This window comes from Pseudomonas sp. TE9122 (assembly GCF_056278925.1).
The window spans coordinates 346,639-372,998 of the sequence record NZ_JBWBQI010000001.1 but is presented as its reverse complement, the minus strand read 5'-3'; the positions used below and the strand labels follow the sequence as shown (position 1 = coordinate 372,998).

Annotated in this window: 22 protein-coding genes and 1 pseudogene; 9 read left to right on the top strand and 14 right to left on the bottom strand. The window is 59.7% G+C overall.

Annotated features, from left to right (window positions below; translation table 11 throughout):
* Positions 1-176: 176 nt before the first annotated feature.
* Complete coding sequence (gene rlmE, locus ACZ9BE_RS01550) at positions 177-806, bottom strand: 23S rRNA (uridine(2552)-2'-O)-methyltransferase RlmE (RefSeq protein WP_056782866.1); 630 nt, start codon at positions 804-806, stop codon at positions 177-179.
* A gap of 101 nt (positions 807-907) precedes the next feature.
* Here rlmE and ACZ9BE_RS01545 point away from each other — a divergent pair, with 101 nt between their 5' ends.
* Positions 908-1,216, top strand: coding sequence for a YhbY family RNA-binding protein (locus tag ACZ9BE_RS01545; protein ID WP_003221534.1), 309 nt, complete (start codon positions 908-910; stop codon positions 1,214-1,216).
* Positions 1,217-1,225: 9 nt separating this feature from the next.
* On the opposite strand, the gene ACZ9BE_RS01540 is transcribed toward ACZ9BE_RS01545, so the two are convergent.
* The 8 genes from ACZ9BE_RS01540 to grpE all read right to left on the bottom strand — a co-directional run bounded on the left by ACZ9BE_RS01540 (position 1,226) and on the right by grpE (position 11,699).
* Positions 1,226-1,630 (bottom strand): MFS transporter, encoded by a 405-nt coding sequence (locus ACZ9BE_RS01540; protein ID WP_150636055.1) that lies wholly within the window; start codon positions 1,628-1,630, stop codon positions 1,226-1,228.
* A gap of 28 nt (positions 1,631-1,658) precedes the next feature.
* Positions 1,659-2,135, bottom strand: a complete 477-nt coding sequence (gene greA / locus ACZ9BE_RS01535) for a transcription elongation factor GreA (RefSeq protein ID WP_038861135.1) — start codon at positions 2,133-2,135, stop codon at positions 1,659-1,661.
* Between the two features lie 2 nt (positions 2,136-2,137).
* On the bottom strand, positions 2,138-5,359 hold the full coding sequence (gene carB, locus ACZ9BE_RS01530; RefSeq protein ID WP_016771764.1) for a carbamoyl-phosphate synthase large subunit: 3,222 nt from the start codon (positions 5,357-5,359) through the stop codon (positions 2,138-2,140).
* A gap of 124 nt (positions 5,360-5,483) precedes the next feature.
* Positions 5,484-6,620, bottom strand: a complete 1,137-nt coding sequence (gene carA, locus ACZ9BE_RS01525; protein ID WP_016771765.1) for a glutamine-hydrolyzing carbamoyl-phosphate synthase small subunit — start codon at positions 6,618-6,620, stop codon at positions 5,484-5,486.
* A gap of 258 nt (positions 6,621-6,878) precedes the next feature.
* Complete coding sequence (gene dapB, locus ACZ9BE_RS01520) at positions 6,879-7,682, bottom strand: 4-hydroxy-tetrahydrodipicolinate reductase (RefSeq protein ID WP_041477928.1); 804 nt, start codon at positions 7,680-7,682, stop codon at positions 6,879-6,881.
* Between the two features lie 9 nt (positions 7,683-7,691).
* A complete protein-coding gene (gene dnaJ, locus ACZ9BE_RS01515; RefSeq protein WP_016771767.1) occupies positions 7,692-8,816 on the bottom strand; it encodes a molecular chaperone DnaJ in 1,125 nt (374 codons plus the stop codon).
* 297 nt (positions 8,817-9,113) lie between these two features.
* Positions 9,114-11,030: a molecular chaperone DnaK gene (gene dnaK, locus ACZ9BE_RS01510; protein ID WP_042608859.1), complete on the bottom strand. Its 1,917-nt coding sequence runs from the start codon at positions 11,028-11,030 to the stop codon at positions 9,114-9,116.
* A gap of 102 nt (positions 11,031-11,132) precedes the next feature.
* Positions 11,133-11,699, bottom strand: a complete 567-nt coding sequence (grpE, locus tag ACZ9BE_RS01505; protein ID WP_039759570.1) for a nucleotide exchange factor GrpE — start codon at positions 11,697-11,699, stop codon at positions 11,133-11,135.
* Between the two features lie 240 nt (positions 11,700-11,939).
* Between grpE and recN the strand changes: the two genes are divergently transcribed.
* Positions 11,940-13,613: a DNA repair protein RecN gene (gene recN, locus ACZ9BE_RS01500; RefSeq protein WP_476248845.1), complete on the top strand. Its 1,674-nt coding sequence runs from the start codon at positions 11,940-11,942 to the stop codon at positions 13,611-13,613.
* A gap of 76 nt (positions 13,614-13,689) precedes the next feature.
* Here the strand turns inward: recN and fur are convergent, their stop codons facing one another.
* Positions 13,690-14,094 carry a ferric iron uptake transcriptional regulator gene (gene fur / locus ACZ9BE_RS01495; RefSeq protein ID WP_016771770.1) on the bottom strand — a complete coding sequence of 135 codons (405 nt, stop codon included), beginning with the start codon at positions 14,092-14,094 and terminating at the stop codon, positions 13,690-13,692.
* A 97-nt stretch (positions 14,095-14,191) separates the two neighbouring features.
* Here fur and ACZ9BE_RS01490 point away from each other — a divergent pair, with 97 nt between their 5' ends.
* Complete coding sequence (locus ACZ9BE_RS01490; RefSeq protein ID WP_016771771.1) at positions 14,192-14,719, top strand: outer membrane protein assembly factor BamE; 528 nt, start codon at positions 14,192-14,194, stop codon at positions 14,717-14,719.
* A 61-nt stretch (positions 14,720-14,780) separates the two neighbouring features.
* On the opposite strand, the gene ACZ9BE_RS01485 is transcribed toward ACZ9BE_RS01490, so the two are convergent.
* From ACZ9BE_RS01485 to ACZ9BE_RS01475, 3 genes are read right to left on the bottom strand one after another with little or no spacing between them, the layout of a single operon-like run.
* Entirely contained in the window at positions 14,781-15,095 is a 315-nt protein-coding gene (locus ACZ9BE_RS01485; protein WP_252868784.1) for an RnfH family protein, read from the bottom strand.
* Positions 15,088-15,522 (bottom strand): type II toxin-antitoxin system RatA family toxin, encoded by a 435-nt coding sequence (locus ACZ9BE_RS01480; protein ID WP_016771773.1) that lies wholly within the window; start codon positions 15,520-15,522, stop codon positions 15,088-15,090. Before ACZ9BE_RS01480 ends, ACZ9BE_RS01485 begins: the two co-directional genes overlap by 8 nt.
* Before the next feature lie 7 nt (positions 15,523-15,529).
* Positions 15,530-16,933 carry a sodium-dependent transporter gene (locus ACZ9BE_RS01475; protein WP_016771774.1) on the bottom strand — a complete coding sequence of 468 codons (1,404 nt, stop codon included), beginning with the start codon at positions 16,931-16,933 and terminating at the stop codon, positions 15,530-15,532.
* A gap of 119 nt (positions 16,934-17,052) precedes the next feature.
* Here ACZ9BE_RS01475 and smpB point away from each other — a divergent pair, with 119 nt between their 5' ends.
* Positions 17,053-17,535, top strand: a complete 483-nt coding sequence (gene smpB / locus ACZ9BE_RS01470) for an SsrA-binding protein SmpB (protein WP_007953781.1) — start codon at positions 17,053-17,055, stop codon at positions 17,533-17,535.
* Between the two features lie 117 nt (positions 17,536-17,652).
* Here smpB and ACZ9BE_RS01465 read toward each other — a convergent pair whose 3' ends face one another.
* Positions 17,653-18,420 (bottom strand): FCD domain-containing protein, encoded by a 768-nt coding sequence (locus ACZ9BE_RS01465; RefSeq protein ID WP_016771775.1) that lies wholly within the window; start codon positions 18,418-18,420, stop codon positions 17,653-17,655.
* A 263-nt stretch (positions 18,421-18,683) separates the two neighbouring features.
* Between ACZ9BE_RS01465 and ACZ9BE_RS01460 the strand changes: the two are divergent.
* The 5 genes and pseudogenes from ACZ9BE_RS01460 to ACZ9BE_RS01440 all read left to right on the top strand — a co-directional run bounded on the left by ACZ9BE_RS01460 (position 18,684) and on the right by ACZ9BE_RS01440 (position 26,282).
* Positions 18,684-20,379, top strand: a pseudogene (locus ACZ9BE_RS01460) (lactate permease LctP family transporter).
* 149 nt (positions 20,380-20,528) lie between these two features.
* Complete coding sequence (locus ACZ9BE_RS01455) at positions 20,529-21,353, top strand: (Fe-S)-binding protein (protein ID WP_457264406.1); 825 nt, start codon at positions 20,529-20,531, stop codon at positions 21,351-21,353.
* On the top strand, positions 21,350-22,807 hold the full coding sequence (locus ACZ9BE_RS01450) for a LutB/LldF family L-lactate oxidation iron-sulfur protein (RefSeq protein ID WP_150636049.1): 1,458 nt from the start codon (positions 21,350-21,352) through the stop codon (positions 22,805-22,807). Before ACZ9BE_RS01455 ends, ACZ9BE_RS01450 begins: the two co-directional genes overlap by 4 nt.
* Positions 22,804-23,475 (top strand): LutC/YkgG family protein, encoded by a 672-nt coding sequence (locus tag ACZ9BE_RS01445; RefSeq protein WP_150743393.1) that lies wholly within the window; start codon positions 22,804-22,806, stop codon positions 23,473-23,475. Before ACZ9BE_RS01450 ends, ACZ9BE_RS01445 begins: the two co-directional genes overlap by 4 nt.
* A complete protein-coding gene (locus ACZ9BE_RS01440; protein WP_476248844.1) occupies positions 23,472-26,282 on the top strand; it encodes an FAD-binding and (Fe-S)-binding domain-containing protein in 2,811 nt (936 codons plus the stop codon). Before ACZ9BE_RS01445 ends, ACZ9BE_RS01440 begins: the two co-directional genes overlap by 4 nt.
* Positions 26,283-26,360: the final 78 nt, after the last annotated feature.

Genomic DNA, 26,360 nt, shown 5'->3' with positions numbered 1-26,360 from the left:
CAAGCTCCGCTACTGGCGCGCGCTTCGCATGATATTCACCGGCCTAACTTACTACATTACCTACAACTCTGGCAGGCGCCGTCTGTAACCCTTTGTGAAACACTTTCTACACAATATTCGCTTATGCCTGCAGAGCGAAATATGAAAAACCTATCGCCCTGCCGAAAAACCTCGTTTTACGCATCACCGCCACGATAACCCCAGGCCAGCATGTACTGCTCACGGGAGCTGCCACGGGAAGAGTCTGGCTTGATCATCTGGATCTTGTCGAATTTCTTCCGAGCATCCTTCAGATAAACGTCGAACCCTTCGCCCTGGAAAATCTTGATGACGAAATTGCCACCGGGCTTGAGGATCCGTTCCGCCAGGTCCAGCGCCAGCTCGCACAGGAACATGGCCTTGGGCATATCCACTTCGGGCGTACCACTCATATTGGGGGCCATATCGGAAATCACAAGGTCCACCTGCGAATTACCCACAGCCTCAAGGATTTGAGCCAGCACCGAGTCCTCAGTGAAGTCACCTTGAATGAAGGTCACGTCCGGAATGCCGTCCATTTCAAGAATGTCCGAAGCGATCAGACGCCCCTGGCCACCGATCAGCCGACTGGTCACCTGCGACCAGCCACCCGGCGCCGCGCCGAGGTCGACCACGCTCATGCCCGGACGGATGAGTTTGTATTTTTCCTGGATCTCCAGAAGCTTGTAACTTGCACGCGAGCGGTAGCCATCCTTCTGCGCCTGCTTCACATAAGGATCGTTGACATGTCTTTTCAGCCAACCAAGGCTTGTCTTGGAACGCGCCATTGGGCACCTCGATGATTAGGGTCGTGATTAGTTGGGCGGATCCACGAACCCTCGGGTAAAATGGCCGCCATTTTACAGAATCCAGACGAAAGGGTCAGATTATGCCGCTCACTCCAGAGCAGAAGAAACAGTACAAATCCATCGGCCACCACCTCAAACCAGTGTTGACGGTGGCGGACAACGGTTTGACTGAAGGTGTTTTAGCCGAACTTGAACGCGCCTTGGCCGATCACGAGCTGATCAAGATCAAGCTCAATATCCTTGATCGCGAGTCGCGCCTCGCGCACATCGCCGAGCTGTGCAAGGTCGGCAAAGCGGACCTGGTTCAGGTCATCGGCAAGATGGCTCTGGTCTACCGCAAGAACTTCAGCGTCAACAAGCAGCTGTCGAACGTTCATCGCTTCAAGTGATGCGCAGGGTCAAGGGTGTGCTTCGCGCACCCTGCCACCCCATCCCGGCACCGGCTGCATGACCAGCACCAGCCCGGAAAAACCCAGCACCAGATAACTGAATACCTGCCAGCGCTGCGCATCCGGCCAGCCGACACGCACGGCGACATACATCGCGCACGCGTACAACGCCATCAACAGCACCTGCCCGCGAAAATCCCGCCATAGACTGGCAAGGCCCTCGGCCTGTACCAGCACCAAAGCCTGAAAGATCACGCACAGAGCGGCGAATCCCACCACCAGCACTTCGAAAGCACTGGCCACTTCGTCGATCAACAGCGGCGCCAGACCGATCCGGCCCAGCGCCGGCTGCAAACCGACATGAATCAACCATAGCCCACCGACCCAAAGCATCTGGGTCAGTTGCCAAAGCATGGCGCCCGCATGCAGCGGGCGCCTTCTTTCAGATGTGACGAACTTCGACAATCTCGTACTCGATCACGCCGCTTGGCGTTTTGACGGCGACAACGTCACCCTCTTCCTTACCAATCAAGGCGCGGGCCAGCGGCGAACCGACGGAGATCTTGCCGAGTTTGAAGTCAGCCTCATCCTCACCCACGATGTGGTAAGTGACGCTTTCATCAGTCTCGACGTTGGCGATCTCGACGGTGGTACCGAAAATCACTTTACCGGTGTGAGGAATGGTCGTGACGTCGATGATGACCTGATTCTGAATCCGGCCCTCGATATCACGAATACGCGCTTCGACCATGCCTTGCTGTTCGCGGGCAGCATGGTATTCAGCGTTTTCCTTCAAGTCACCCAACTCGCGGGCCGTACCGATGTCCTGGCTGAGCTTCGGACGGACGACCTTGGTCAGGTGAGCATGCTCCTCTTCCAGGGCGCGAGCGCCCTGAACAGTCATTGGGTACTTGGTTATGCTCATGCCTTCAATCCTGCGTGTAGATCCTGCAAGCGGCGCACGGTCTTTTCCGGACCGAACTTCAGCGCTTCGCAGATCGCTTCGCCCGCAGCAATAGTGGTGGTGCAGTAGATCTTGTGCTGCAGGGCGTTGCGACGAATGGAGTACGAATCGGCGATCGACTGACGACCCTCGGTGGTGTTGATGATCAGCGTGACTTCGTCATTCTTGATCATGTCGACCACGTGCGGACGACCCTCGGTCACCTTGTTCACGCGGCGCACTTTCAGGCCTGCGGCTTCGATCAGCTTGGCAGTGCCGGCAGTGGCGACCACTTCGAAGCCCAAGTTGATCAGATCACGGGCCACGCCTGCAACCAGTGGCTTGTCGTCATCGCGCACGCTGATGAACGCGGTACCGCCGGTCGGCAGAACTTCGCTGGCACCCATCTGCGCCTTGGCGAATGCTTCGCCGAAGGTGTCGCCGACGCCCATCACTTCACCGGTCGACTTCATCTCTGGGCCGAGGATCGGGTCAACGCCAGGGAACTTGGCGAACGGGAACACCGCCTCTTTCACGCTGTAGAAGTTCGGGATGATTTCCTTGGTGAAGCCGATTTCCTTCAGGGTCTTACCGGCCATCACGCGCGCAGCGATCATGGCCAGGGAAACACCGATGCACTTGGAAACGAACGGTACGGTACGCGAGGCGCGCGGGTTGACTTCGATGACGTAGATGTCTTCGCCCTGCAAAGCCAACTGCACGTTCATCAGGCCGACAACGCCCAGTTCCAGAGCCATTTTCTTGACCTGTTCGCGCATCTCGTCCTGGATGTGTGCCGGCAGCGAGTACGGCGGCAGCGAGCAAGCGGAGTCACCGGAGTGAACGCCCGCCTGTTCGATGTGCTGCATGATCGCGCCGATCACTACATCTTTGCCGTCGCAGACCGCATCCACGTCCATTTCGATGGCGCAGTTGAGGAAGTGGTCGAGCAGCACCGGGCTGTCGTTGGACACTTGCACCGCGTCACGCAGATAGCGCTTGAGTTCGTCTTCCTTGTAAACGATTTCCATCGCACGGCCGCCCAACACGTAGGACGGGCGCACCACCAGCGGATAACCGATCTTCGCCGCAGCACGAACGGCTTCGTCTTCGCTGCGCACAGTGGCGTTTGGCGGCTGACGCAGGTTCAGACGCTCGACCATTTGCTGGAAGCGCTCACGGTCTTCGGCGCGGTCGATGGCGTCAGGGCTGGTGCCGATGATCGGCACGCCAGCAGCTTCCAGTGCGCGAGCCAGTTTCAGCGGAGTCTGGCCGCCGTACTGGACGATCACGCCTTTCGGCTTCTCGACGCGGCAGATTTCCAGTACGTCTTCCAGGGTTACCGGCTCGAAGTACAGACGGTCGGAAGTGTCGTAGTCGGTGGATACGGTTTCCGGGTTGCAGTTGACCATGATGGTTTCGTAGCCGTCTTCGCGCAGGGCGAGAGCAGCGTGAACGCAGCAGTAGTCGAACTCGATGCCCTGGCCGATACGGTTCGGACCGCCGCCCAGAATCATGATCTTGTCGCGACCCGACGGCGCGGCCTCGCACTCTTCCTCGTAGGTCGAGTACAGGTAAGCGGTGTCGGTAGCGAACTCGGCGGCGCAGGTGTCAACGCGCTTGTAGACCGGGAACACTTCCAGCTTCTGACGATGCGTACGCAGGTTTTTCTCGGTGACGCCCAGCAGTTTCGCCAGACGCTGATCGGAGAAGCCTTTGCGCTTGAGCTTGAACATCAGGTCGCGGTCGATCGAGGACAGACCGAGGGTCTTGACCTTCTCTTCGTCCTTGATCAGGTCTTCGATCTGCACCAGGAACCACGGGTCGATCATATTCATGCCGAAGATGTCTTCGACCGACAGACCGGCGCGGAAGGCGTCAGCCACGTACCAGATACGCTCGGCGCCCGGCACGGTCAGTTCGCGCTTGAGCACGCTCATGCTGTCCGGGTTGCTCAGATCGAGCTTCTCGTCCAGACCGCAAACGCCGACTTCCAGACCGCGCAGGGCTTTCTGCAGGGATTCCTGGAAGGTCCGGCCGATGGCCATGACTTCACCGACCGACTTCATTTGCGTGGTCAGGCGCGCGTCAGCCTTGGCGAATTTCTCGAAGGCGAAGCGTGGCAGCTTGGTAACGACGTAGTCGATCGACGGTTCGAAGGACGCCGGGGTCTTGCCGCCGGTGATGTCGTTCGACAGCTCATCAAGGGTGTAGCCCACAGCCAGTTTGGCCGCGACCTTGGCGATCGGGAAACCGGTGGCTTTCGAAGCCAGTGCCGAGGAACGCGAAACACGCGGGTTCATTTCGATCACGACCATACGGCCAGTGTTCGGGCAGATACCGAATTGAACGTTGGAACCACCGGTCTCGACGCCGATCTCGCGCAGTACCGCCAGCGAGGCGTTACGCAGGATCTGGTATTCCTTGTCGGTCAGCGTCTGGGCTGGAGCTACGGTGATCGAGTCGCCGGTGTGCACGCCCATCGGGTCGAAGTTTTCGATCGAGCAGACGATGATGCAGTTGTCCTTTTTGTCGCGGACAACTTCCATCTCATATTCTTTCCAGCCGATCAGCGATTCGTCGATCAGCAGCTCTTTGGTCGGCGACAGGTCCAGACCACGGGCGCAGATTTCTTCGAACTCTTCACGGTTGTAAGCGATACCGCCACCAGTGCCGCCCATGGTGAAGGACGGACGGATGATGCACGGGAAGCCGAGGGTTTCGAGGACCGCGTTGGCCTCTTCCATGCTGTGGGCAATGCCGGAACGCGGGCAGGCCAAGCCGATGGACTTCATCGCCTTGTCGAAACGCGAACGGTCTTCAGCCTTGTCGATGGTGTCGGCGTTGGCACCGATCATCTCTACGCCGAACTTCTCGAGAACGCCTTCGCGCTCCAGGTCCAGGGCGCAGTTCAGGGCGGTCTGGCCGCCCATGGTTGGCAGCACGGCGTCCGGACGCTCTTTTTCGATGATCTTGGCCACGGTCTGCCACTTGATCGGTTCGATGTAGGTGGCGTCGGCCATGTCCGGGTCGGTCATGATGGTGGCCGGGTTGGAGTTCACCAGGATGACGCGGTAACCCTCTTCGCGCAGGGCTTTGCAGGCCTGGGCGCCGGAGTAGTCGAATTCGCAGGCCTGGCCGATCACGATCGGGCCAGCGCCGAGAATCAGGATGCTTTTAATGTCTGTACGTTTTGGCATGGTTTGTCACTCAAATCCGCAGGTCAGTCGGCAAGCCGTCTTGATCGATTTCTGAAGTCCCGAAGGGGCCGCCGGTACCGGGGCCGCCCTCGAGGCCTTCTCTCTACAGTCTCAAGGCGAACGCTTAGCGTCGCTTGGCCATCTCGTTGATGAAGCGGTCGAACAGTGGCGCGACATCGTTCGGGCCCGGGCTCGCTTCAGGGTGACCCTGGAAGCTGAACGCGCTCTTGTCGGTGCGCTCGATGCCTTGCAGGGTGCCGTCGAACAGCGATTTGTGGATCGCGCGCACGTTGGCTGGCAGGGTGGCTTCGTCTACCGCAAAACCGTGGTTCTGGCTGGTGATCATCACCACGCCTGTGTCCAGATCCTGCACCGGGTGGTTGGCACCGTGGTGGCCGTGGCCCATTTTCAGGGTCTTGGCGCCGGAGGCCAGAGCCAGCAGTTGGTGGCCGAGGCAGATGCCGAATACCGGCGTCTCGGTTTCCAGCACTTCCTTGATCGCCTGGATCGCGTAGTCGCATGGCTCCGGATCACCAGGGCCGTTGGACAGGAACACGCCGTCCGGCTTCAGCGCCAGCACATCGGCGGCTGGAGTTTGCGCAGGCACCACGGTGACGCGGCAGCCGCGCTCGACCAGCATGCGCAGGATGTTGACCTTGACGCCGTAGTCGTAGGCGACCACGTGATATGGCAGCTCGGAAGCTTCGATGGTCGCGTGGCTGTCGGTTTTCAGATCCCAGACAGTCGAGCGCCATTCGTATTGGGTCTTGGTGCTGACGACTTTCGCCAGGTCCATGCCCTTCAGGCCCGGGAAGCCCTGCGCAGCGGCGATGGCTGCTTCTTCGGAGATGTTGTCGCCGGCCATGATGCAGCCGTTCTGAGCGCCTTTTTCACGCAGGATGCGGGTCAGGCGACGGGTGTCGATACCGGCGATTGCCACTACATTGTTGGCTTTCAGGTAATCAGACAGGGACATCGTGTTGCGCCAGTTGCTCGCTACCAGCGGCAGGTCACGGATGACCAGGCCAGCGGACCAGACGCGGTCGGACTCGGCGTCTTCCGGCGTGGTGCCGGTGTTGCCGATGTGCGGGTAAGTCAGGGTAACGATCTGCTGGGCGTAGGAAGGATCGGTAAGGATTTCCTGATAGCCGGTCATTGCGGTGTTGAACACCACCTCACCAACGGTCTGACCGTCGGCTCCAATGGCTTCGCCGCGAAAAATGCTGCCATCAGCAAGGGCGAGTATGGCTGGCTTAGTCAAGAAGACCTCCCGTAAATAACGCATGAAAGGGCAATCGCAGGTTGTAAAAAAGCGGAGTGACGTATGGACACGTCACCCCGCTTCTTCACTGAAATTATTCTGCGCGCTTTTAGTGGACACACTAAAGCTGTAGCTTACAGAAAAGGGCGTTTTTGGTCCACCGCTAAAGAGCCTTAAAGGCCGGAGAATGCGACAGGTCGTCGCCAAGCGGTAAAAACCGGCGCAAAACGGGACGTTTGCGCCGGGTTCAGCAACGACTCAACGCAGGTCGAGTACGTCTTGCATGTCGTACAGGCCCGGCTCGCGACCATCCAGCCACAGCGCCGCACGCACCGCGCCCTTGGCGAAGGTCATGCGGCTCGATGCCTTGTGGGTAATCTCGACGCGCTCGCCATCGGCAGCGAACAGCACGGTGTGATCACCGACGATATCGCCAGCACGCACGGTGGCGAAACCAATGGTTTCACGCTCACGCGCACCGGTCTGGCCTTCGCGACCGTAGACCGCGACCTTCTTCAGATCACGCCCCAGCGCATCAGCAATCACTTCACCCATGCGCACCGCCGTACCGGACGGAGCATCGACCTTGTGGCGGTGATGGGCTTCCATGATCTCGATATCGACATCGTCGCCCAGCACGCGCGCAGCGGTGTCGAGCAACTTCAGGCACAGGTTGACGCCGACGCTGAAGTTGGCGGCGAAGACGATCGGAATGTCCTTGCCCGCATCGGCCAGCAATTGCTTCTCTTCAACACTGAAACCGGTGGTGCCGATGATCATCGCTTTGCCGTGTTTGCGGCAGAACGCGAGATTCTTCAGGGTCACGGTCGGGTGAGTGAAGTCGATCAACACATCGAACTCTTCAACCACACGATCCAGATCACCGGACAGCGGCACGCCGATACGGCCCAGCGCTGCCAGCTCACCGGCATCCGCGCCGACCAGCGTGCTGTCGGGACGATCGACCGCCGCCGTCAGACCGGCGCCCGGCGTCTGCTGCACCGCTTCAATCAGGGTCTTGCCCATGCGCCCGGCGGCGCCCATCACTGCAATACGTCGCATGCCGACTCCTTACAAATCGCCGAAGAAACGCTTCACACCGTCGAACCAACCGGTGGTTTTCGGCGAGTGGCTGTTGTCGTCGGCCAGGGAGCTGCGGAATTCTTCCAGCAGCTCACGCTGACGACGGTTGAGGTTGACCGGCGTTTCCACAGCGACACGGCACATCAGGTCGCCGGCACCGCCGCCACGCACTGGCGCAACGCCTTTGCCGCGTACGCGGAACTGCTTGCCGGTCTGCGTGCCTTCAGGGATTTTCAGTTTGACGCGACCGTCGAGGGTCGGAATCTCCAACTCGCCGCCCAGTGCAGCGTCGACGAAGCTGATCGGCACTTCGCAGAACAGATGCTTGCCGTCACGCTGGAAGATGTCGTGTTCGCGCACATTGATCACAACGTACAGGTCGCCAGTCGGCCCACCCTGAGTACCCGCCTCGCCTTCGCCGGACAGACGAATACGGTCGCCAGTATCAACACCGGCAGGCACTTTGACCGACAGGGTTTTGTACTCTTCGACGCGACCGTCGCCGTGGCAGGAGTCGCACGGATCGGAAATGATCTTGCCCTGGCCATGGCAGCGCGGGCAGGTCTGCTGCACCGAGAAGAAGCCCTGCTGCATGCGCACCTGGCCGATGCCGCCGCAGGTCGGGCACGTCGTCGGCGACGAGCCTTTCTTGGCCCCCGAACCATCGCATGGCTTGCAGTTGACCAGTGTCGGAACGCGGATATTCACCGACGTGCCGCGCACCGCTTCTTCCAGATTCAGCTCCAGGGTGTAGCGCAGATCGCTGCCACGCTGAGCGCCGCCACGGGCACCACCGCGACCGCCACCGAAGAAATCACTGAAGACATCGCCGAAGATATCCGAGAAGTTCTGGCCACCGAAACCGGCACCGCCGCCACCCATGCTCGGATCGACGCCGGCATGACCATACTGGTCGTATGCCGCGCGCTTGCTGGCGTCGGACAACACTTCATAGGCCTCGTTGGCCTCTTTGAATGCTTCTTCGGAAGCTTTGTCGCCGGGATTACGGTCGGGGTGGTGCTTCATAGCCAGGCGGCGATAGGCCTTCTTCAGGTCCGCTTCGCTCGTGCCCCGCTCGACACCCAATACTTCGTAATAGTCACGCTTTGCCATAAGTTCTTTGCACTCTTAAGGACGTTCGGCAAACCCCTCCTGAGCCTCGCCAAACTCGTTGAGCCCCCATTAAGGCCCGGACCCAACTCACGTCAATTCAACGATCCTGGTCTTGATTGATGCGGTATCTGCGGCGCGAAAAGCAGGAGCATTCCCGGCCATACCGCCAACATCCGAACGGTGTCGCATGCTGTAAAAATTCGCGTATTCCAGATACGCCAACGCGGGAGGCAAGCTCCCGCGCGGCGACATCCTACCAGTCACCGCCGCAAGGCAGTCAACCGGGCGACCAACAACTTACTTGTGGTCTTTGACTTCTTCGAACTCGGCGTCGACAACGTCGTCAGCCTTCTCAGCCGATTCGCCTTGCGGGGCCGCGCCATCAGCTGGCTGAGCCTGTTCGGCGTACATCTTCTGAGCAACCGGAGCGGAGACTTTCGACAGCTCTTCAACCTTGGCTTCGATGGCAGCCTTGTCGTCGCCTTTGACGGCGGCTTCCAGCGCAACCACTGCAGCTTCGATTGCAGTCTTCTCTTCAGCGGTGACCTTGTCGCCCGCGTCAGCGATCATCTTGCGAGTCGAGTGCACCAGTGCGTCACCCTGGTTACGGGCAGCGGCCAGCTCTTCGAACTTGCGGTCTTCCTCGGCATTCGCCTCGGCGTCACGCACCATGCGCTCGATTTCTTCGTCGGACAGACCGGAGTTGGCCTTGATCACGATCGACTGGGTCTTGCCGGTAGCCTTGTCTTTCGCGCCGACGTGCAGGATGCCGTTGGCGTCGATGTCGAAGGTCACTTCGATCTGCGGCACGCCACGTGGAGCTGGTGGAATGTCGGCCAGGTCGAACTTGCCCAGCGATTTGTTCTGTGCAGCTTGCTTGCGCTCGCCCTGCAGAACGTGAATGGTCACAGCACCCTGGTTGTCGTCGGCAGTCGAGAACACTTGCGATTTCTTGGTAGGAATCGTGGTGTTTTTCTCGATCAGCGCGGTCATCACGCCACCCATGGTTTCGATACCCAGGGTCAGCGGGCTGACGTCGAGCAGCAGCACGTCTTTAACGTCACCGGCCAGAACAGCGCCCTGAATCGCAGCACCCATGGCAACGGCTTCGTCCGGGTTGACGTCTTTACGCGCTTCTTTACCGAAGAAATCGGTAACCAGCTTCTGTACCAGCGGCATACGAGTCTGACCACCGACCAGAATCACGTCGTTGATCGCGCTGACGTCGATACCGGCGTCTTTCATGGCAATGCGGCAAGGTTCGATGGTGCGCTGAACCAGGTCTTCAACCAGTGCTTCGAGCTTGGCACGGGAGATTTTCACGTTCAGGTGCTTAGGACCGGTCGCATCTGCAGTGATGTACGGCAGGTTGACGTCGGTCGACTGAGCGGACGACAGCTCGATCTTGGCTTTCTCAGCGGCTTCTTTCAGGCGCTGCATGGCCAGCGGGTCACCTTTGAGGTTCATGCCGCTTTCTTTCTTGAATTCGTCAACGAGGTAGTCGATCAGACGAATGTCGAAGTCTTCACCGCCGAGGAAGGTGTCACCGTTGGTGGCCAACACTTCGAACTGGTGCTCACCGTCAACTTCAGCGATTTCGATTACGGAAACGTCGAAAGTACCGCCACCCAGGTCATAAACGATCACGGTGTGATCGCCCTTGGCCTTGTCCATACCGTAAGCCAGAGCGGCTGCGGTTGGTTCGTTGATGATGCGTTTTACGTCCAGACCAGCGATGCGGCCGGCGTCTTTGGTGGCTTGACGCTGGCTGTCGTTGAAGTAGGCCGGAACGGTGATCACCGCTTCGGTCACTGCCTCGCCGAGGTAGTCTTCGGCGGTCTTCTTCATCTTCTTCAGAATTTCAGCCGAGATCTGTGGCGGTGCCATTTTCTGGCCGTTCACTTCTACCCAGGCGTCGTTGTTGTCAGCCTTGACGATCTTGTAAGGGACCATCTGGATGTCTTTCTGCACAACTTCTTCGTCAAAACGACGACCGATCAGACGCTTTACCGCGTACAGGGTGTTGTGCGGGTTGGTTACAGCCTGACGCTTGGCCGACTGACCTACCAGGATTTCGCCATCGTTGGCGTAAGCGATGATCGACGGCGTGGTACGCGCGCCTTCAGCGTTTTCAATAACTTTGGCTTTGCCGTTTTCCAGAACGGAGACGCAGGAGTTGGTAGTCCCCAGGTCGATACCGATAATTTTGCCCATGTTCACTCTCCCGAAACTTTGGATTTTGTTGCCGCAGCAGTGGTGGCTGACTGCGGTAGCACTTAAACGCTTGACTTCTAAATGGGGGCCTTGCGGCTAATTTCAAGCCTGCTCGTCAATCGAAGGCGAAACCGGTGCCGGCGCCTTGCTGACCACGACCATCGCCGGGCGCAGCAGGCGACCATTGAGCTGGTAGCCCTTCTGGAAAACCTTCAACACGCTATTCGGCTCGACGTCGGCACTTTCCTGCATGGCCATCGCCTGATGGTGAACGGCGTTGAACGGTTCGCCATGCGGATCGATCGCTTCAAGCTGGTAGCGCTTGAGGGTGTCGTGGAACATTTTCAGGGTCAGCTCGATGCCTTCGCGCATCGGGCGGATGCTTTCGTCGTCCGGGCTCGACAGCTCGAGGCCGCGCTCCAGGCTGTCGACGATCGGCAGCAGGTCGCTGGCGAATTTTTCCAGGGCAAACTTGTGCGCCTTCTCGACGTCCTGCTCGGCACGGCGGCGAACGTTCTGCAGATCGGCAGCAACACGCAGAGACTGATCCTGCGCGGCGGCCAATTGCTCTTCGAGCACTTGCACACGGGTCGCCAGGTCGTCACCCGATCCTTCGGGCGCCTGATTGGCATCTGGGTTTTGCGTATCTACTGTCTGTTCGTCAGCCATAGAATTCTCCTTTCAATTTCGTCCGCGAGCCTGACTCGCGCTTCTGCCCCGATATATGGGGCCGCAAAATCAGGCTTCAAGGGCTGAAAACAATTGTCCCTACAAAAAAGTGCTGAATACTCATTCTTGAATGCGCTAAGAAAACTTTTCGATCAAGCAAATCGAGCTAAGGGCGGGCATTGTCAGGCCTGAACAAAACACTGTATAAATAACCAGACCTCAAGCCTGGGAGCTGCCTTTATGCTGGTGCACCTGTCCGTACATAACTACGCCATCGTCGAACATCTCGATCTCGAACTTGATCGCGGGATGAGCGTGATCACAGGGGAAACAGGCGCCGGCAAGTCGATCATGCTCGATGCCCTGGGCCTCACCCTGGGCGATCGCGCCGACAGCGGCGTGGTTCGCCCGGGCGCTGATAAAGCCGACATTCTCGCCACCTTCGATCTCGCTGATATCCCTGAAGCCAGCGCCTGGCTGGCCGAGCGCGATCTGGAAAACGACGGGCCTTGCATCCTGCGCCGGGTCATCACCTCGGAAGGTCGTTCGCGCGGTTATATCAACGGCACGCCCTGCCCACTTGGCGACCTCAAAGCCCTCGGCGAGCTGCTGATCGATATCCACAGCCAGCACGAACATCAGTCGCTGCTGAAGACCGACACCCATCGCCGTCTGCTTGACGAGTACGCCGGCGCCACCGACCTGGCGCGTCAGGTGCAGCTTGCCGCGCAACGCTGGCGTCAGACCCGCCAGGAACTGGAGCGGCTGTCCAACTCCGGCGACGAACAGCGCGCACGCCACCAACTGCTCAGCTATCAGCTCGAAGAACTGGAAAACCTCGGCCTCGGCGAAAATGAACTGGAGCAGCTGGAGCAGGAACACAAGAACCTGACCAACGCCGAAACCTTGCTGGGCATTTGCCGGCAAGTGGTCGAGCAATGCAGCGAAAGCGACTCCGGCAATGTGCTGAATGCGCTGACCGCCAGCCTCAATCGACTTTCCAGCGTGAACAGTTCGGTGGGGGCGCTGGGTGAAGCCAGCAGTCTGCTGACCAGTGCACAGATTCAGGTAGAAGAAGCAGTCGGCGAGCTCAATCGCTTCCTCGACAACTTCGATGCCGACCCGGCTCGCCTGCAATACCTGGAAGAGCGCCTCGACGCGATCTACACCCTGGCGCGCAAACACCGGATTCAACCGACCGAAGTCAGCGAGATGCAGCAAAAGCTGCTCGATGAAATCGAAACCCTCAACGCCAACGATGAATCCATCGAGCGCCTGGGCGAAGAACTGGCCTCCTACGCCCGTCACTATCAAGAGAAAGCCCGCGAGCTGAGCGACCTTCGTCATCAGGCCGCCGGCAGCCTCGCCAGTGCGGTGGAGCAGGAAATCCAGCGCCTGGGCATGCCCGGCGGCCGATTCACCATCGAACTGAAAGCCAACAGCAGCGATGAGTTGCTGCCGAACGGGCTGGAACAGGTCGAACTGCTGGTCAGCGCCAACCCCGGCCAACCGCTCAAGGCACTGGCAAAAGTCGCCTCCGGTGGTGAGCTGTCGCGGATCAGTCTGGCGATTCAGGTCATTACCGCCCAGACCTCCCGCGTGCCGACGCTGGTGTTCGACGAAGTGGACGTAGGTATTGGCGGTCCGACTGCCGAGATTGTCGGCCAGTTACTGCGCCGTCTCGGTGATCGCGGCCAGGTCCTGACCGTGACGCACTTGCCGCAAGTGGCGGCGCAAGGGCATCAGCATCTGTTCGTGCACAAGGTTCGCGACGAGAAGGCGACTCACACCGCTGTCGCGAAGCTGACAAAGAACGAGCGCATCGAAGAAGTCGCGCGCATGCTCGGCGGCATCGATCTGACCAAGGAATCCCTGGCTCACGCGAAAAAAATGGTGGTGACCGCCAAGGCGTAACAAATAGTAGAAAGCACGAAGGCGACCCTTGGGTCGCCTTCGCTCGTTTCGCGAATGTGAAATTCGCGCGACATGCTTACTTTTTCTTGCGCACGTACAGCACCAGGTTGTGATCAACCATTTCGAAGCCATGCTTCTCGACGATCGATTTCTGAAGTTTTTCGATTTCTTCGTCGAAGAATTCGATCACTTCACCCGATTCCACGTTGACCATATGGTCGTGGTGGCCACCGTCAGCCAGTTCGAAGACCGCGTGGCCGCCGTCGAAGTTGTGGCGGACCACGAGGCCGGCCGCTTCGAACTGGGTCAGTACACGGTAAACCGTGGCCAGACCAACGTCCTCACCAGCTTCCATCAACGCCTTGTAGACGTCCTCGGCACTCATGTGGCGCTGCTCGGTAGAGTCGAGCATTTGCAGGATCTTGACCCGTGGCAGGGTCACTTTGAGGCCGGCTTTGCGTAGTTCGCTATTTTCAACCATGGTCAGCTTTCTCGCGATGCTGCTTCGCAGCTTCTCTTAATGCGGGTATGATCGGCGTTTACGTTGTCCCAGCCAAGATAGTGGAAGTCGCCCACCGATGCAAAACACCAAGCTCTTGCTAACCAGTTTCACCTTTGTGGGACTGCTCGCACTCGCCGGTTGTTCATTCCCCGGGGTTTACAAAATCGACATCCAGCAGGGCAATGTCGTCACGCAGGACATGATAGACCAGTTACGCCCGGGAATGACCCGGCCGCAAGTACGGTTTATCATGGGCAACCCTCTGCTTGCCGACACGTTCCATGCCGATCGCTGGGATTATCTGTACAGCCTGCAACCGGGTGGCGGTGAACGCCAGCAGGAACGAATCAGCGTTATCTTCAACTCCAATGACCAGCTTGTCAGCCTGTCCGGTGACTTCATGCCCGGCGTGAGCCGTGACGAAGCCATTCTCGGCAAGGACAGCGGTACTACCGTGACCGCGCCTGCTGAAAACGCCGACAAGCCAGAAGCTGAAAAACCAGCCAAACCAGGCTCCTTGCTGGATCAGATTCAGAAGGACGTCGATGGTGTGGAAACCGTACCGGTTCCGACACCAGAGCCGCTGGACACCTCGCCGCAGTAATAGGCGAGGCAATAAAAAACCCGGACATTCCGGGTTTTTTATTGCCTGCCGTTTGGCCTGATCAAGAATTGCGTGCTTTGGCCTCGGCAGCCTTGGCCGCACGCAAACGTCGAACCTCTTTGGGATCAGCCAGCAGCGGTCGATATATTTCGATCCGGTCGCCCGCCTGAACAGGGCGAGAATCCGCGTCAGCCACGACCTTGCCAAAAATCCCCAGCGGGCACTGCGCCAGATTCAGCTCAGGAAACTCGGCCGCGATGCCCGATGCGTGCACCGCAGCACGAACGCTAACGCCTTCAGCCACGCTGATCGCACGCATAACCTGCCGATCAACCGCTGCGTACACGACTTCTATCTCGATCACCGGCTTAACCATGCATCTGCTTGGCGCGCTGGCAGAAAGCATCCACCAGCTGGTTAGCCGCCTGATTGAACAACGGCCCCAGAGTTGCGCGCACCAACGGCCCGGCATAATCGAACGACAGATCCAGACTGATCTTGCAGGCCTTTTCGTTCAGCGCCTTGAATACCCAGATGCCGTGCAACTGAGTGAACGGGCCTTCCTCAAGATTCATCTCGATCGACTGCCCCGGCACCAGCGTATTGCGCGTGACGAAATGCTGACTGAGGCCGCCCTTCGCTACGCCGACACTGGCGCGCATGTGTTCTGGGGAGCTTTCCAGCACTTCAGCCTCCGAGCACCACGGCAGAAACTCCGGGTAACGCGCGACGTCGTTGACCAGGTCGTAGAGAAACTGCGCCGGGTACGGCAGGAGCGCGGATCGTTGGATATGTGTCGTCATGTAAGCGTTACTTCCAGAGCTGAGCGGCAAAGACTACAAGAATGCCGATAGGCGCCACGTAGCGCATCAAGAACAGGGACAGAGCAAATAGAACCGGGTTACGGATGGACAATTCATCCCGCACCGCTTCACGCCCCATCACCCATCCCGCGAACAGCACGAAACACAAGCCACCGAGGGGCAACATGATCCGCGAGGTGAAGAAATCGATCACGCCGAAGAAGTCGAGACCGCTCTGCGCACCCCATTGATAGAGGCTGAACGCCCCGCCTTCGTTCACGAAAAACTTGGCTTCCTTCCAGATATTGAAAGAAAACACCGTACCCAGACCAACAAACCAGCAGGTGAACGCCAGCCAGAACGTCACCCAGATGCGGCTGATTTTAGTGCGCTCTACCAGGTAAGCCACCATTGGCTCAAGCAGCGAAATCGCCGAACTCCACGCTGCCACCGCGACCAGCACGAAGAACACCACGCCCATCAACTGGCCGAAAAATACATTACCAAAAGCAAATGGCAGGCTGACGAACATCAGTCCCGGACCTTCGCTTGGGTTCAGGCCAGCAGCGAACACAATCGGAAACAGCGCCAGACCAGCGACCAGCGATACGAAAGTATCCAGCAGCGCAACGCCGACCACCGTGCCCGACAGCGAGGTGTTCTTCGGCATGTAGGCGCCGTAGATCATGATCGAACCGACGCCGACGCTCAGCGAGAAGAACGCGTGCCCCATCGCTGGCAGCAGACCGTCGAGGACTTTTTCCGGGTGGAAGTCGAACATGAAATGCACGCCTTCCATGAAATGCCCGGTGGTCATGCTGTAGCCCAGCAGCACCAGAATCATCACGAACAGCAGCGGCATCATGATTCGCAGGCTGCGTTCAAGCCCGGCGACTACGCCTTTTGCGATCACGAAGGCCGACAGCAGCATGAAAATCGTGTGCCAAAGTGTCAGGCGCCATGGATTGGAGATGACATTGCCGAAATAGGCGCCGACCTGATCAGCCGTCGCGCCCTGGAAATCGCCACGGCCCATGTCGACGATGTAGTCCAGCGACCAGCCGCCGACCACACTGTAGAAAGACAGGATCAGCAGGGCCGTGATCATCCCGGCGAACGCGCCCCACGACCATTTGGCCGAGTGTCCGGCTTCCAGTGCCAGCACCTTCAAGGCGTTCGCCGGACTTTGCCGGGCGCGCCGGCCGATCAGGGTTTCCGCGAGCATGACCGGCACGCCGATGAGCGCGATGCACGCCAGGAACATCAGCACGAAGGCGCCGCCGCCGTAGACCCCGACCATGTAGGGGAACTTCCAGATACTACCCAGTCCCACGGCCGAACCGGTCGCGGCGAGTATGAATACCCAGCGGCTAGCCCAACTGCCGTGGACAGAAACCTTGTCTGTCGACATCGTTTATCACGCCCAAGCGTTAGAAAAAGAGGCCGCATTGTCCGGGATTCACTCAACCTGCTCAAGCACGCAGCAACACCGTAGCCGACAGCCGAACAACTCCATATAATGCCGCCCCTATGGCTAAACAGAAGAAACACCCAACAGGGACCATCGCGCAGAATAAAAAGGCGCGACACGATTACTTCATCGAGCACAAGTTCGAGGCTGGTCTGGTCCTGGCCGGCTGGGAAGTAAAAAGTCTGCGGGCGAGCAAGTTGCAGCTGGTCGACAGCTATGTGCTGCTCAAGGACGGCGAAGCATGGTTGCTCGGCAGCCACATCACGCCGTTGATGACCGCGAGCACTCACGTCATCGCCGACCCGGTGCGCACGCGCAAACTGCTGCTCAACCGCCGCGAGCTGGACAAGCTCGCCGCCGCCGTGCAGCAGAAGGGTTATGCCTGCGTCTGCCTGTCCTGGTACTGGAGCAAGCACATGGTCAAGTGCGAGATCGCTCTGGGCAAGGGCAAGAAGGAATACGACAAGCGTGACACCGAGCGCGAGCGCGATGCCGGTCGTGAATTGCAGCGTGCGGTGCGCAACAAGGGCAAGGAAGACTGATCTTCCTCCTTTAGCGCCAATTCGCGAGCAGGCTCGCTCCCACCTTGGAATGCATTTCAAAGGTGGGAGCGAGCCTGCTCGCGAAAGCTATTTCAGCATCAACACAAACACACCTGATCACATCCCCTTGCGCCGCTCCGCCCGAGCCATGCGCTGCACCTCCTGACGCACCTCTTCCAGCACCTCCTGCACATACAGAATATGTCGGCTGGACACTTCCCGCGCCTGCTCCGCACGCCCTTCGATAATCGCCAGATACAATTCCCGATGCTGCGAGATCAGCATGTCGCGGGTTTCCGTGCGCTGCTTGTACATGCCCCCGATGTTGGTCACGACGTTGCGCTTGAGCAGATCGAACAGTCCGCGAATCGTATGCAGCAACACCGCGTTGTGGCTGGCTTCGGCAATCGCCAGATGAAACTTCGCATCCGCCGCGCCCTCTTCCGCTCGGCTGACTTCTTCATGGCGCGAGTAGCAATCCTGCAGCTCTTCGAACGCAGCGGTCAGGCGCTCACGATCGACATCGGTGGCGCGCAATGCGGCGTAGTAGGCGCACGATGCCTCCAGGGTGTGCCGGAATTCGAGCAAATCACGTTGCGCTTCGGGATTGCTTTCAAGCAATTGCAACAGCGGATCGCTGAACGTCGACCCGAGACCCTCCACCACATAATTGCCGCCGCCCTGGCGACTGACCAGCAAGCCTTTGGCCGCCAGCTTCTGAATTGCCTCGCGCAACGACGGGCGTGATACGCCAAATTGTTCGGCCAGCGTGCGCTCGGCCGGCAGCCGCTCGCCCGACTTCAGCGTGCCCTCAAGGATCATCCCCTCGAGGCGCTCGACAATATCGTCAGACAAACGGCGCTGACGTATCTGATCAAAGCCCATAACTCATTTCTCCACGATCCCGACCGCTCGCCGGGGTGTCTATTCTGGCCTATCCGCGCGCCGCCGACACCTGCCAGACGCCACTTCGCCAAAGCGGATCAGTTGCCCTCTGCACCGCATCTTCGACGAAAGTTTCAGAGCGGCAAATTGACACACCGCCACCAAGGCTTTTACCCTAGCCGACAGCGCTTGTAAATTGGTCTTACCAATTATCCAAGATTGCTCAAAGTGCCTGACCAACAACAATTAGGGGCCACCCCACCATGCAAACCTGGCAACAGCTCTACAGTCCGCTCGGCAGTCTTGGCGTCTCCGCTCTCGCGGCCGTCATTCCCATCGTGTTCTTCTTTCTCGCCCTGGCGGTGTTCCGCCTCAAAGGCCATGTGGCCGGCAGCATCACCCTCGCGCTTTCGATTGCCGTGGCGATTTTCGCCTTCCAGATGCCCGTGGACATGGCTTTCGCCGCAGCCGGATATGGCTTCGCTTACGGTCTGTGGCCAATCGCCTGGATCATTGTCGCGGCGGTGTTCCTCTACAAACTGACGGTGAAGAGCGGTCAGTTCGAGGTCATCCGCAGCTCGGGTCCTGTCGATCACCGATGACCAGCGCTTGCAGGTGTTGTTGATCGGTTTCTGCTTCGGCGCATTTCTGGAAGGTGCCGCCGGATTCGGCGCGCCGGTCGCGATTACTGCCGCACTCCTTGTAGGACTGGGCTTCAATCCACTGTACGCCGCCGGCCTGTGCCTGATCGCCAACACCGCTCCGGTGGCGTTCGGCGCGCTGGGGATTCCGATCATCGTGGCGGGCCAGGTCACTGGCATCGACGCCTTCAAGATCGGCGCCATGACCGGTCGCCAGCTGCCACTGCTGTCACTGTTCGTGCCGTTCTGGCTGGTGTTCATGATGGACGGCCTGCGCGGTGTGCGCGAAACCTGGCCGGCCGCGCTGGTGGCAGGTCTGAGTTTCGCCATCACCCAATACTTCACCTCCAACTTCATCGGCCCGGAACTGCCGGACATCACCTCGGCACTGGCCAGCCTGATTTCCCTGACCCTGTTCCTCAAGGTCTGGCAACCACGTCGCGCCGCCGGCCAGCACATCGTTGGCGCCGTATCCGCTTCGGTGGTCAGCGCCAGCGTCGGCGGTTTCGGCCAGAAGCGCACTACCGTCGCGTCGCCCTACAGCCTCGGGGAAATTTTCAAGGCGTGGTCGCCGTTCCTGATCCTCACTGTGCTGGTGACGATCTGGACGCTGAAGCCTTTCAAAGCGATGTTCGCCGCCGGCGGTTCGATGTACAACTGGGTGTTCAACTTCGCGATTCCGCACCTTGATCAACTAGTGATCAAGACTGCGCCAATCGTGGCCAATCCGACTGCCATTCCAGCGGTGTTCAAGCTCGACCCGATTTCCGCCACCGGCACGGCGATTTTCTTCTCCGCGCTGATTTCGATGCTGGTACTGAAGATCAACTTCAAAACTGGTCTGACCACTTTGAAAGAGACCTTCTACGAACTGCGCTGGCCAATCCTGTCGATCGGCATGGTGCTGGCGTTCGCCTTTGTCACCAACTACTCCGGCATGTCCTCGACCATGGCCCTGGTGCTGGCGGGTACTGGTGCGGCATTCCCGTTCTTCTCGCCATTCCTCGGTTGGCTGGGCGTATTCCTCACCGGTTCGGATACGTCGTCGAACGCGCTGTTCAGTTCGTTGCAAGCGACCACCGCCCACCAGATCGGCGTCAACGACACCTTGCTGGTGGCGGCCAATACCAGCGGCGGCGTGACCGGCAAGATGATCTCGCCGCAATCGATCGCCGTGGCCTGCGCCGCGACCGGTCTGGTCGGCAAGGAATCGGATCTGTTCCGCTTCACCCTCAAGCACAGCCTATTCTTTGCAACGATTGTCGGTTTGATCACCCTGGCTCAGGCCTACTGGTTCACCGGCATGCTGGTGCACTAAGACTACAAGAAGTATGGAAATAACCGACGCCGGCCCGTGATCCGGCGTCAGCAATTCACCACCGGGTCTGTAAGGCTGCTGAAAGCAATGCGCTTTATATTCGGCAGCCGCAGCAGACGGATAACCGGGCCTACCCGGAGACACGCCTGATGAGCGAGCTTTTTTACAACGCCGTGCCGAACGCGACCCGCGTGGCACCGCCACTGCCCGAACCTCGGCAATACCCCAGCGAGAAACCGTCGCGGGTCTACCTGTTCGGCACGTGTGTGGTCGACCTGTTCTACCCCGAAGCCGGGATGGACGCGATCCATCTGCTGGAGCGTGAAGGGATCCGGGTCGAGTATCCGCAAGGCCAGAGTTGCTGCGGCCAACCGGCCTACACCTCGGGTTACACCGAGCAGGCGCGGACGGTAGCGCGCTCGCAACTGGCGCTGTTTGCCGGGGATTATCCGGTGGTAGTGCCCTCGGGTTCCTGCGCCGGCATGCTTCGCGAGCATTACGCCGACTTGTTCAAGGACGAGCCGGAAACGTTGAAACAGGTGCAGGCCCTTGCGGCTCGCACTTATGAACTGGCCGAGTTTCTGCTGTTCGTCTGCAAGGTGCAGCTCAAGGACAGCGGCGAAACGGTGAAAGTCGCGCTGCACACCTCGTGTTCGGCACGCCGCGAAATGAACACCCACCTGCACGGCCGCGAGTTGTTGGCGCAGTTGAGCAATGTGGAGCGGGTCAATCACGACCACGAAAGCGAATGCTGTGGCTTCGGCGGGACATTCAGCGTCCGTATGCCAGACATTTCCGGCGCGATGGTGGCTGACAAGACCCGCGCACTGAAGGAGTCCGGCGCGCACAAGGTACTGAGTGCCGACTGCGGCTGTTTGATGAACATCAACGGCGCTCTGGAGAAACAGCAGCAAGCGTTGCGCGGGCAACATCTGGCGAGCTTCCTCTGGCAGCGAACCGGAGGTGCGCAATGAGCACCTCGACGATTATTCCTACGGTCGCCGTAGAAGAAGATTTCCGCACCCGGGCACACAATGCCTTGGGTGATCAGCAGCTGCGGAACAACTTCCGCACTGCCATGGATTCACTGATGACCAAGCGGGCAGCGGCTTTCAGCGATGCCCACGAAAGAGAACACTTGCGCGCACTGGGCAATTCGATCAAGGCCCGCGCGCTGTCCAAGTTGCCCGACCTGCTCGAGCAACTGGAACAGAACCTGACCCGCAACGGTGTGACAGTGCACTGGGCGGAAACGGTGGACGAGGCCAATGGCATCGTCTTATCGATCATCCGCGCTCACGAGGCGCGGCAAGTGATCAAGGGCAAATCGATGGTCAGCGAAGAGATGGAGATGAACCATTTCCTCGAGGCTCGGGACATTGAATGTCTGGAGTCCGACATGGGGGAGTACATCGTCCAGCTCGACCACGAGAAGCCTTCACACATCATTATGCCGGCGATCCACAAGAATGCCGGTCAGGTCGCGTCCTTGTTCCACGACAAACTTGGCGTGGAATACACCAAGGACGTTGACCAACTCATTCAGATCGGTCGCAGGGTCCTGCGGCAGAAATTCTTCGAAGCCGACATCGGCGTCTCCGGCGTCAACTTCGCCGTCGCCGAAACCGGCACCCTGCTGCTGGTGGAAAACGAAGGCAACGGGCGCATGACCACCACCGTGCCGCCGGTGCATATCGCCGTCACCGGCATTGAAAAAGTCGTGGAAAACCTGCGCGACGTGGTGCCGCTGCTGTCACTGCTGACGCGTTCGGCGCTGGGCATTCCGATCACCACTTACGTCAACATGATCTCCGGCCCGCGCAAGGAACATGAACTCGACGGCCCGCAGGAAGTGCATCTGGTGTTGCTCGACAACGGTCGCAGCCAGGCCTTTGCCGACAGCGAATTGCGCCAGACCCTGAATTGCATCCGCTGCGGCGCCTGCATGAATCATTGCCCGGTTTACACCCGCGTCGGCGGCCACACTTATGGCGAGGTCTACCCGGGGCCGATCGGCAAAATCATCACCCCGCACATGGTCGGCCTGGCCAAGGTCCCGGACCACCCGAGCGCGTCCTCACTGTGCGGCGCCTGCGGTGAAGTCTGCCCGGTGAAGATTCCGATCCCGGCGATCCTGCGCCGTCTGCGCGAGGAAAACGTCAAAGCCCCGGACGCACCGAATCAGGTGATGCGCGGCCAAGGCAGCAAGTATTCGCGCAAGGAGCGGTTTATCTGGAACGCCTGGGCCAGACTCAACAGCTCGCCGACGCTGTACCGCTTGTTCGCTTTTTTCGCCACGCGCCTGCGCGCCCTTACGCCGAGCAACGTCGGCCCATGGACGCAAAATCACAGCGCGCCAAAACCGGCCGCGCGTTCGCTGCATGACATGGCCCGCGAGCATCTGGCCAAACAGGGAGAGCATCGATGAGCGCCAAGCAAAATATCCTCGGCAAGCTGCGGAAAAGTCTGACCGGCACCACGCCAATCGCCGACAACTTCGACGTCGATCTGGTCACCCAGCCCTACACCTACAGCGCCGAGCAACGCATCCCGCAACTGCGCAAACTGATGGAAGCGGTGCACACCGAAATCCACCTGACCTCGGGCGCCGAGTGGCCGGCATTACTGGCGCAACTGCTGCGCGACCGCCAATTGCCGAGCCTGCTGATCGCACCGACCACACCGCACGGGCAACGCATCACACAGCACTGGGCGAATAATCCCGAGCTGCCTGCACTGAAATCCTACGACCGGCCAATGGAAGAATGGAAAGCCGAACTGTTCAACGACACCCCGGCCAGCCTCACCGGCACCCTCGGTGCCATCGCCGCAACCGGCAGCCTGATCATCTGGCCTACCCGTGAGGAACCGCGCTTGATGAGCCTGGTGCCGCCGGTGCATTTCGCCCTGCTCAAGGCCAGCGAAATCCGCGACAACTTCTATCAGGTGCAACAGGAGTTCGAATGGGCGCAAGGCATGCCGACCAACGCGCTGCTGGTCTCCGGCCCGTCGAAAACCGCCGATATTGAACAGGTGCTGGCGTATGGCGCGCATGGCCCGAAAGATCTGGTCGTGCTGATTCTGGAGGATCAATGAGTCTTCCTGCTGCTTTCCTGCGAGATGCCGAGCGACTGATTCCAGCAGACCGGCGCTTCGACGATCCGCTGTCGACTCTGGCCTTCGGCACCGACGCCAGTTTCTATCGACTGATTCCGAAACTGGTGATCCGCGTCGAGTCTGAAGACGAAGTCGTGGCGCTGCTGCAACTGGCCCAGCGCGACAAGGTGCCGGTGACCTTCCGCGCCGCCGGCACCAGCCTGTCCGGGCAGGCAATCAGCGACTCGGTGCTGATCGTACTCGGGGATAACTGGAATGCCCGCGAGATTCGCGGCCAGGGCACGCAGATCCGCCTGCAACCGGGCGTGATCGGCGCGCAGGCCAACGCCTGGCTGGCGCCGTTCGGACGCAAGATCGGCCCGGATCCGGCGTCGATCAATGCCTGCAAGATCGGCGGCATCGTCGCCAACAACGCCAGCGGCATGTGCTGCGGCACTGCGCAGAATACCTATCACACATTGGCCGGAATTCGGCTGGTGCTGGCCGACGGCACGCGCCTCGATACCGAAGATCCAGCCAGCGTCGCGGCATTTCGCTCCAGCCACGGCGACCTGCTCGAACGCTTGGCGACATTAGGTCGCGAGACCCGCGCCAACGCCGAACTGGCCGCGAGAATCCGCCACAAATACCGTCTGAAAAATACCACCGGCCTGTCGCTCAACGCCCTGGTGGATTTCGACGAGCCTGTGGATATCCTGAGCCACCTGCTGGTCGGCTCCGAAGGCACGCTCGGCTTCATCAGCGCGGTGACTTACGACACCGTCATCGATCACCCGAACAAGGCCTCGGCGCTGATCGTGTTCCCCGATGTCGAGACCTGCTGCAACGCGGTCACCGTGCTGAAAAGCCAACCGGTGTCAGCGGTGGAGTTACTTGATCGGCGCAGTCTGCGCTCGGTGCAGGACAAAAAAGGCATGCCCGCTTTCGTACAGCGGCTGTCGGAAAATGCCTGCGCGCTGCTCATCGAATCTCGGGCGGCTTCGTCAACATTGCTGCAGGAACAACTGGCGCAAATCATGGCGTCCCTGCGCGATTTCCCCGTCGAGAAGCAGGTCGACTTCACTGAAGACCCGGTGGAAAACGCCCGCCTCTGGGCCATCCGCAAAGACACCTTCCCCGCCGTCGGCGCCGTGCGCAAAACCGGCACCACAGTGATCATCGAAGACGTGACCTTCCCGGTCGAACAACTGGCGATCGGCGTCAATCGCCTGATCGAGTTGTTCGACAAACATGCCTACGACGAAGCGATCCTTTTCGGACACGCACTGGAAGGCAATCTGCACTTCGTCTTCACCCAAGGCTTCAACCGCCCGGAAGAAATCGCACGCTACCAAGCGTTCATGGACGACGTCGCGCAACTGGTCGCGGTGGAATTCGGCGGCTCGCTGAAAGCCGAACACGGCACCGGGCGCAACATGGCACCGTTCGTGGAACTGGAATGGGGCAGCGACGCCTATCAACTGATGTGGCAGCTCAAACGCCTGCTCGACCCCAACGGCATTCTCAATCCGGACGTGGTGCTCAGCGAAGATCCGCAGATCCACCTCAAGCACCTGAAACCGCTGCCAGCGGCGGACGAGATTGTGGACAAGTGCATCGAGTGCGGTTTCTGCGAACCGGTCTGCCCCTCGAAAGGCCTGACCCTTAGCCCGCGCCAGCGCATCGTCATCTGGCGCGATATCCAGGCGAAAAAGCGCGCCGGCGTCGACACCACCGACCTGGAAAAAGCCTTCGACTATCAAGGCATCGACACCTGCGCCGCCACCGGCCTGTGCGCGCAACGCTGCCCTGTAGGCATCAACACCGGCGAGCTGGTGAAAAAGCTCCGTGGCCGACACGCCACGCATCAGAAAACCGCTGACTGGATCGAAGGAAATTTCGCCAAGACCCTACAAGGCGCGCGCTTCACCCTGCACGTCGCCAACGGTGCGCGAATGATGCTCGGTGCACCGCGTCTGGCAAAGTTGTCGGCAACGCTGACGCGCCTGTCCAAAGGCCAAGTCCCGTTGTGGACCAACGCCATGCCACAGCCGGAAAAAGCCATTCGCTTCAGCCCGAGCTTGGCCGACGAGCGCCCGCGCGTGGTTTATCTGGCAGCTTGCGTGTCGCGGGTCATGGGCCCGGCGGCGGGTGACAGAGAGCAGATGTCGCTGTACGACAAAACCCGTGGCCTGCTGGAAAAGGCCGGTTACCAGGTAGTCTTTCCCGACAATCAGGACAACCTCTGCTGCGGCCAGCCATTCGCCTCCAAAGGCTACGCCGAACAGGCCGAGCACAAGCGTCAGGAGCTGATCAGCGCCCTGCTCCACGCCAGTCGCGGCGGCCTCGACCCGATCTACTGCGACACGAGCCCATGTACGTTGCGGCTGGTCCAAGACATCGGCGAAACACGACTGGATCTGTACGATCCGGTGCGCTTCATCCGTACGCATCTGCTGGATCGTCTGGACTTCACACCCCAGGAAGCGCCGATTGCCGTTCACGTGACCTGCAGCACTCAGCACTTGGGCGAAAGCCAGGCGCTGATCGATCTGGCGCGCAAATGCAGCAACACCGTGGTGATTCCTGAAGGCATACATTGCTGCGGATTTGCCGGCGACAAAGGCTTCACCACACCGGAGCTGAACAGCCATTCGCTGCGTACGCTCAAGGACGCCGTGCAGCACTGCAGCGAGGGCATTTCCACCAGCCGCACGTGTGAAATCGGCCTGACCCAGCACGGTGGCATCGACTACCACGGGCTGGTTTATCTGGTGGATCGGGTGACACGGGCGAAAGCCTGCTGAGGAAAAAATCAGAACCCTTGAGCGAGGCGGTAGTCCACTGCACATGCCCCGGACCATTCGGGGCCTGTTCAACGGTCA

What these genes read in the sequence shown, in the direction of transcription:
- ACZ9BE_RS01440 (WP_476248844.1), top strand. Translation starts at nt 23,472, where the DNA reads ATGAGTCTTCCTGCTGCTTTCCTGCGAGATGCCGAGCGACTGATTCCA.
- ACZ9BE_RS01490 (WP_016771771.1), top strand. Translation starts at nt 14,192, where the DNA reads ATGCAAAACACCAAGCTCTTGCTAACCAGTTTCACCTTTGTGGGACTG.
- recN (WP_476248845.1), top strand. Translation starts at nt 11,940, where the DNA reads ATGCTGGTGCACCTGTCCGTACATAACTACGCCATCGTCGAACATCTC.
- ACZ9BE_RS01480 (WP_016771773.1), bottom strand. Translation starts at nt 15,522, where the DNA reads ATGACGACACATATCCAACGATCCGCGCTCCTGCCGTACCCGGCGCAG.
- rlmE (WP_056782866.1), bottom strand. Translation starts at nt 806, where the DNA reads ATGGCGCGTTCCAAGACAAGCCTTGGTTGGCTGAAAAGACATGTCAAC.
- dnaJ (WP_016771767.1), bottom strand. Translation starts at nt 8,816, where the DNA reads ATGGCAAAGCGTGACTATTACGAAGTATTGGGTGTCGAGCGGGGCACG.
- carB (WP_016771764.1), bottom strand. Translation starts at nt 5,359, where the DNA reads ATGCCAAAACGTACAGACATTAAAAGCATCCTGATTCTCGGCGCTGGC.
- ACZ9BE_RS01450 (WP_150636049.1), top strand. Translation starts at nt 21,350, where the DNA reads ATGAGCACCTCGACGATTATTCCTACGGTCGCCGTAGAAGAAGATTTC.
- ACZ9BE_RS01545 (WP_003221534.1), top strand. Translation starts at nt 908, where the DNA reads ATGCCGCTCACTCCAGAGCAGAAGAAACAGTACAAATCCATCGGCCAC.
- ACZ9BE_RS01485 (WP_252868784.1), bottom strand. Translation starts at nt 15,095, where the DNA reads ATGGTTAAGCCGGTGATCGAGATAGAAGTCGTGTACGCAGCGGTTGAT.
- grpE (WP_039759570.1), bottom strand. Translation starts at nt 11,699, where the DNA reads ATGGCTGACGAACAGACAGTAGATACGCAAAACCCAGATGCCAATCAG.
- ACZ9BE_RS01445 (WP_150743393.1), top strand. Translation starts at nt 22,804, where the DNA reads ATGAGCGCCAAGCAAAATATCCTCGGCAAGCTGCGGAAAAGTCTGACC.
- ACZ9BE_RS01540 (WP_150636055.1), bottom strand. Translation starts at nt 1,630, where the DNA reads ATGCTTTGGCAACTGACCCAGATGCTTTGGGTCGGTGGGCTATGGTTG.
- dnaK (WP_042608859.1), bottom strand. Translation starts at nt 11,030, where the DNA reads ATGGGCAAAATTATCGGTATCGACCTGGGGACTACCAACTCCTGCGTC.
- dapB (WP_041477928.1), bottom strand. Translation starts at nt 7,682, where the DNA reads ATGCGACGTATTGCAGTGATGGGCGCCGCCGGGCGCATGGGCAAGACC.
- smpB (WP_007953781.1), top strand. Translation starts at nt 17,053, where the DNA reads ATGGCTAAACAGAAGAAACACCCAACAGGGACCATCGCGCAGAATAAA.
- fur (WP_016771770.1), bottom strand. Translation starts at nt 14,094, where the DNA reads ATGGTTGAAAATAGCGAACTACGCAAAGCCGGCCTCAAAGTGACCCTG.
- ACZ9BE_RS01475 (WP_016771774.1), bottom strand. Translation starts at nt 16,933, where the DNA reads ATGTCGACAGACAAGGTTTCTGTCCACGGCAGTTGGGCTAGCCGCTGG.
- ACZ9BE_RS01455 (WP_457264406.1), top strand. Translation starts at nt 20,529, where the DNA reads ATGAGCGAGCTTTTTTACAACGCCGTGCCGAACGCGACCCGCGTGGCA.
- ACZ9BE_RS01465 (WP_016771775.1), bottom strand. Translation starts at nt 18,420, where the DNA reads ATGGGCTTTGATCAGATACGTCAGCGCCGTTTGTCTGACGATATTGTC.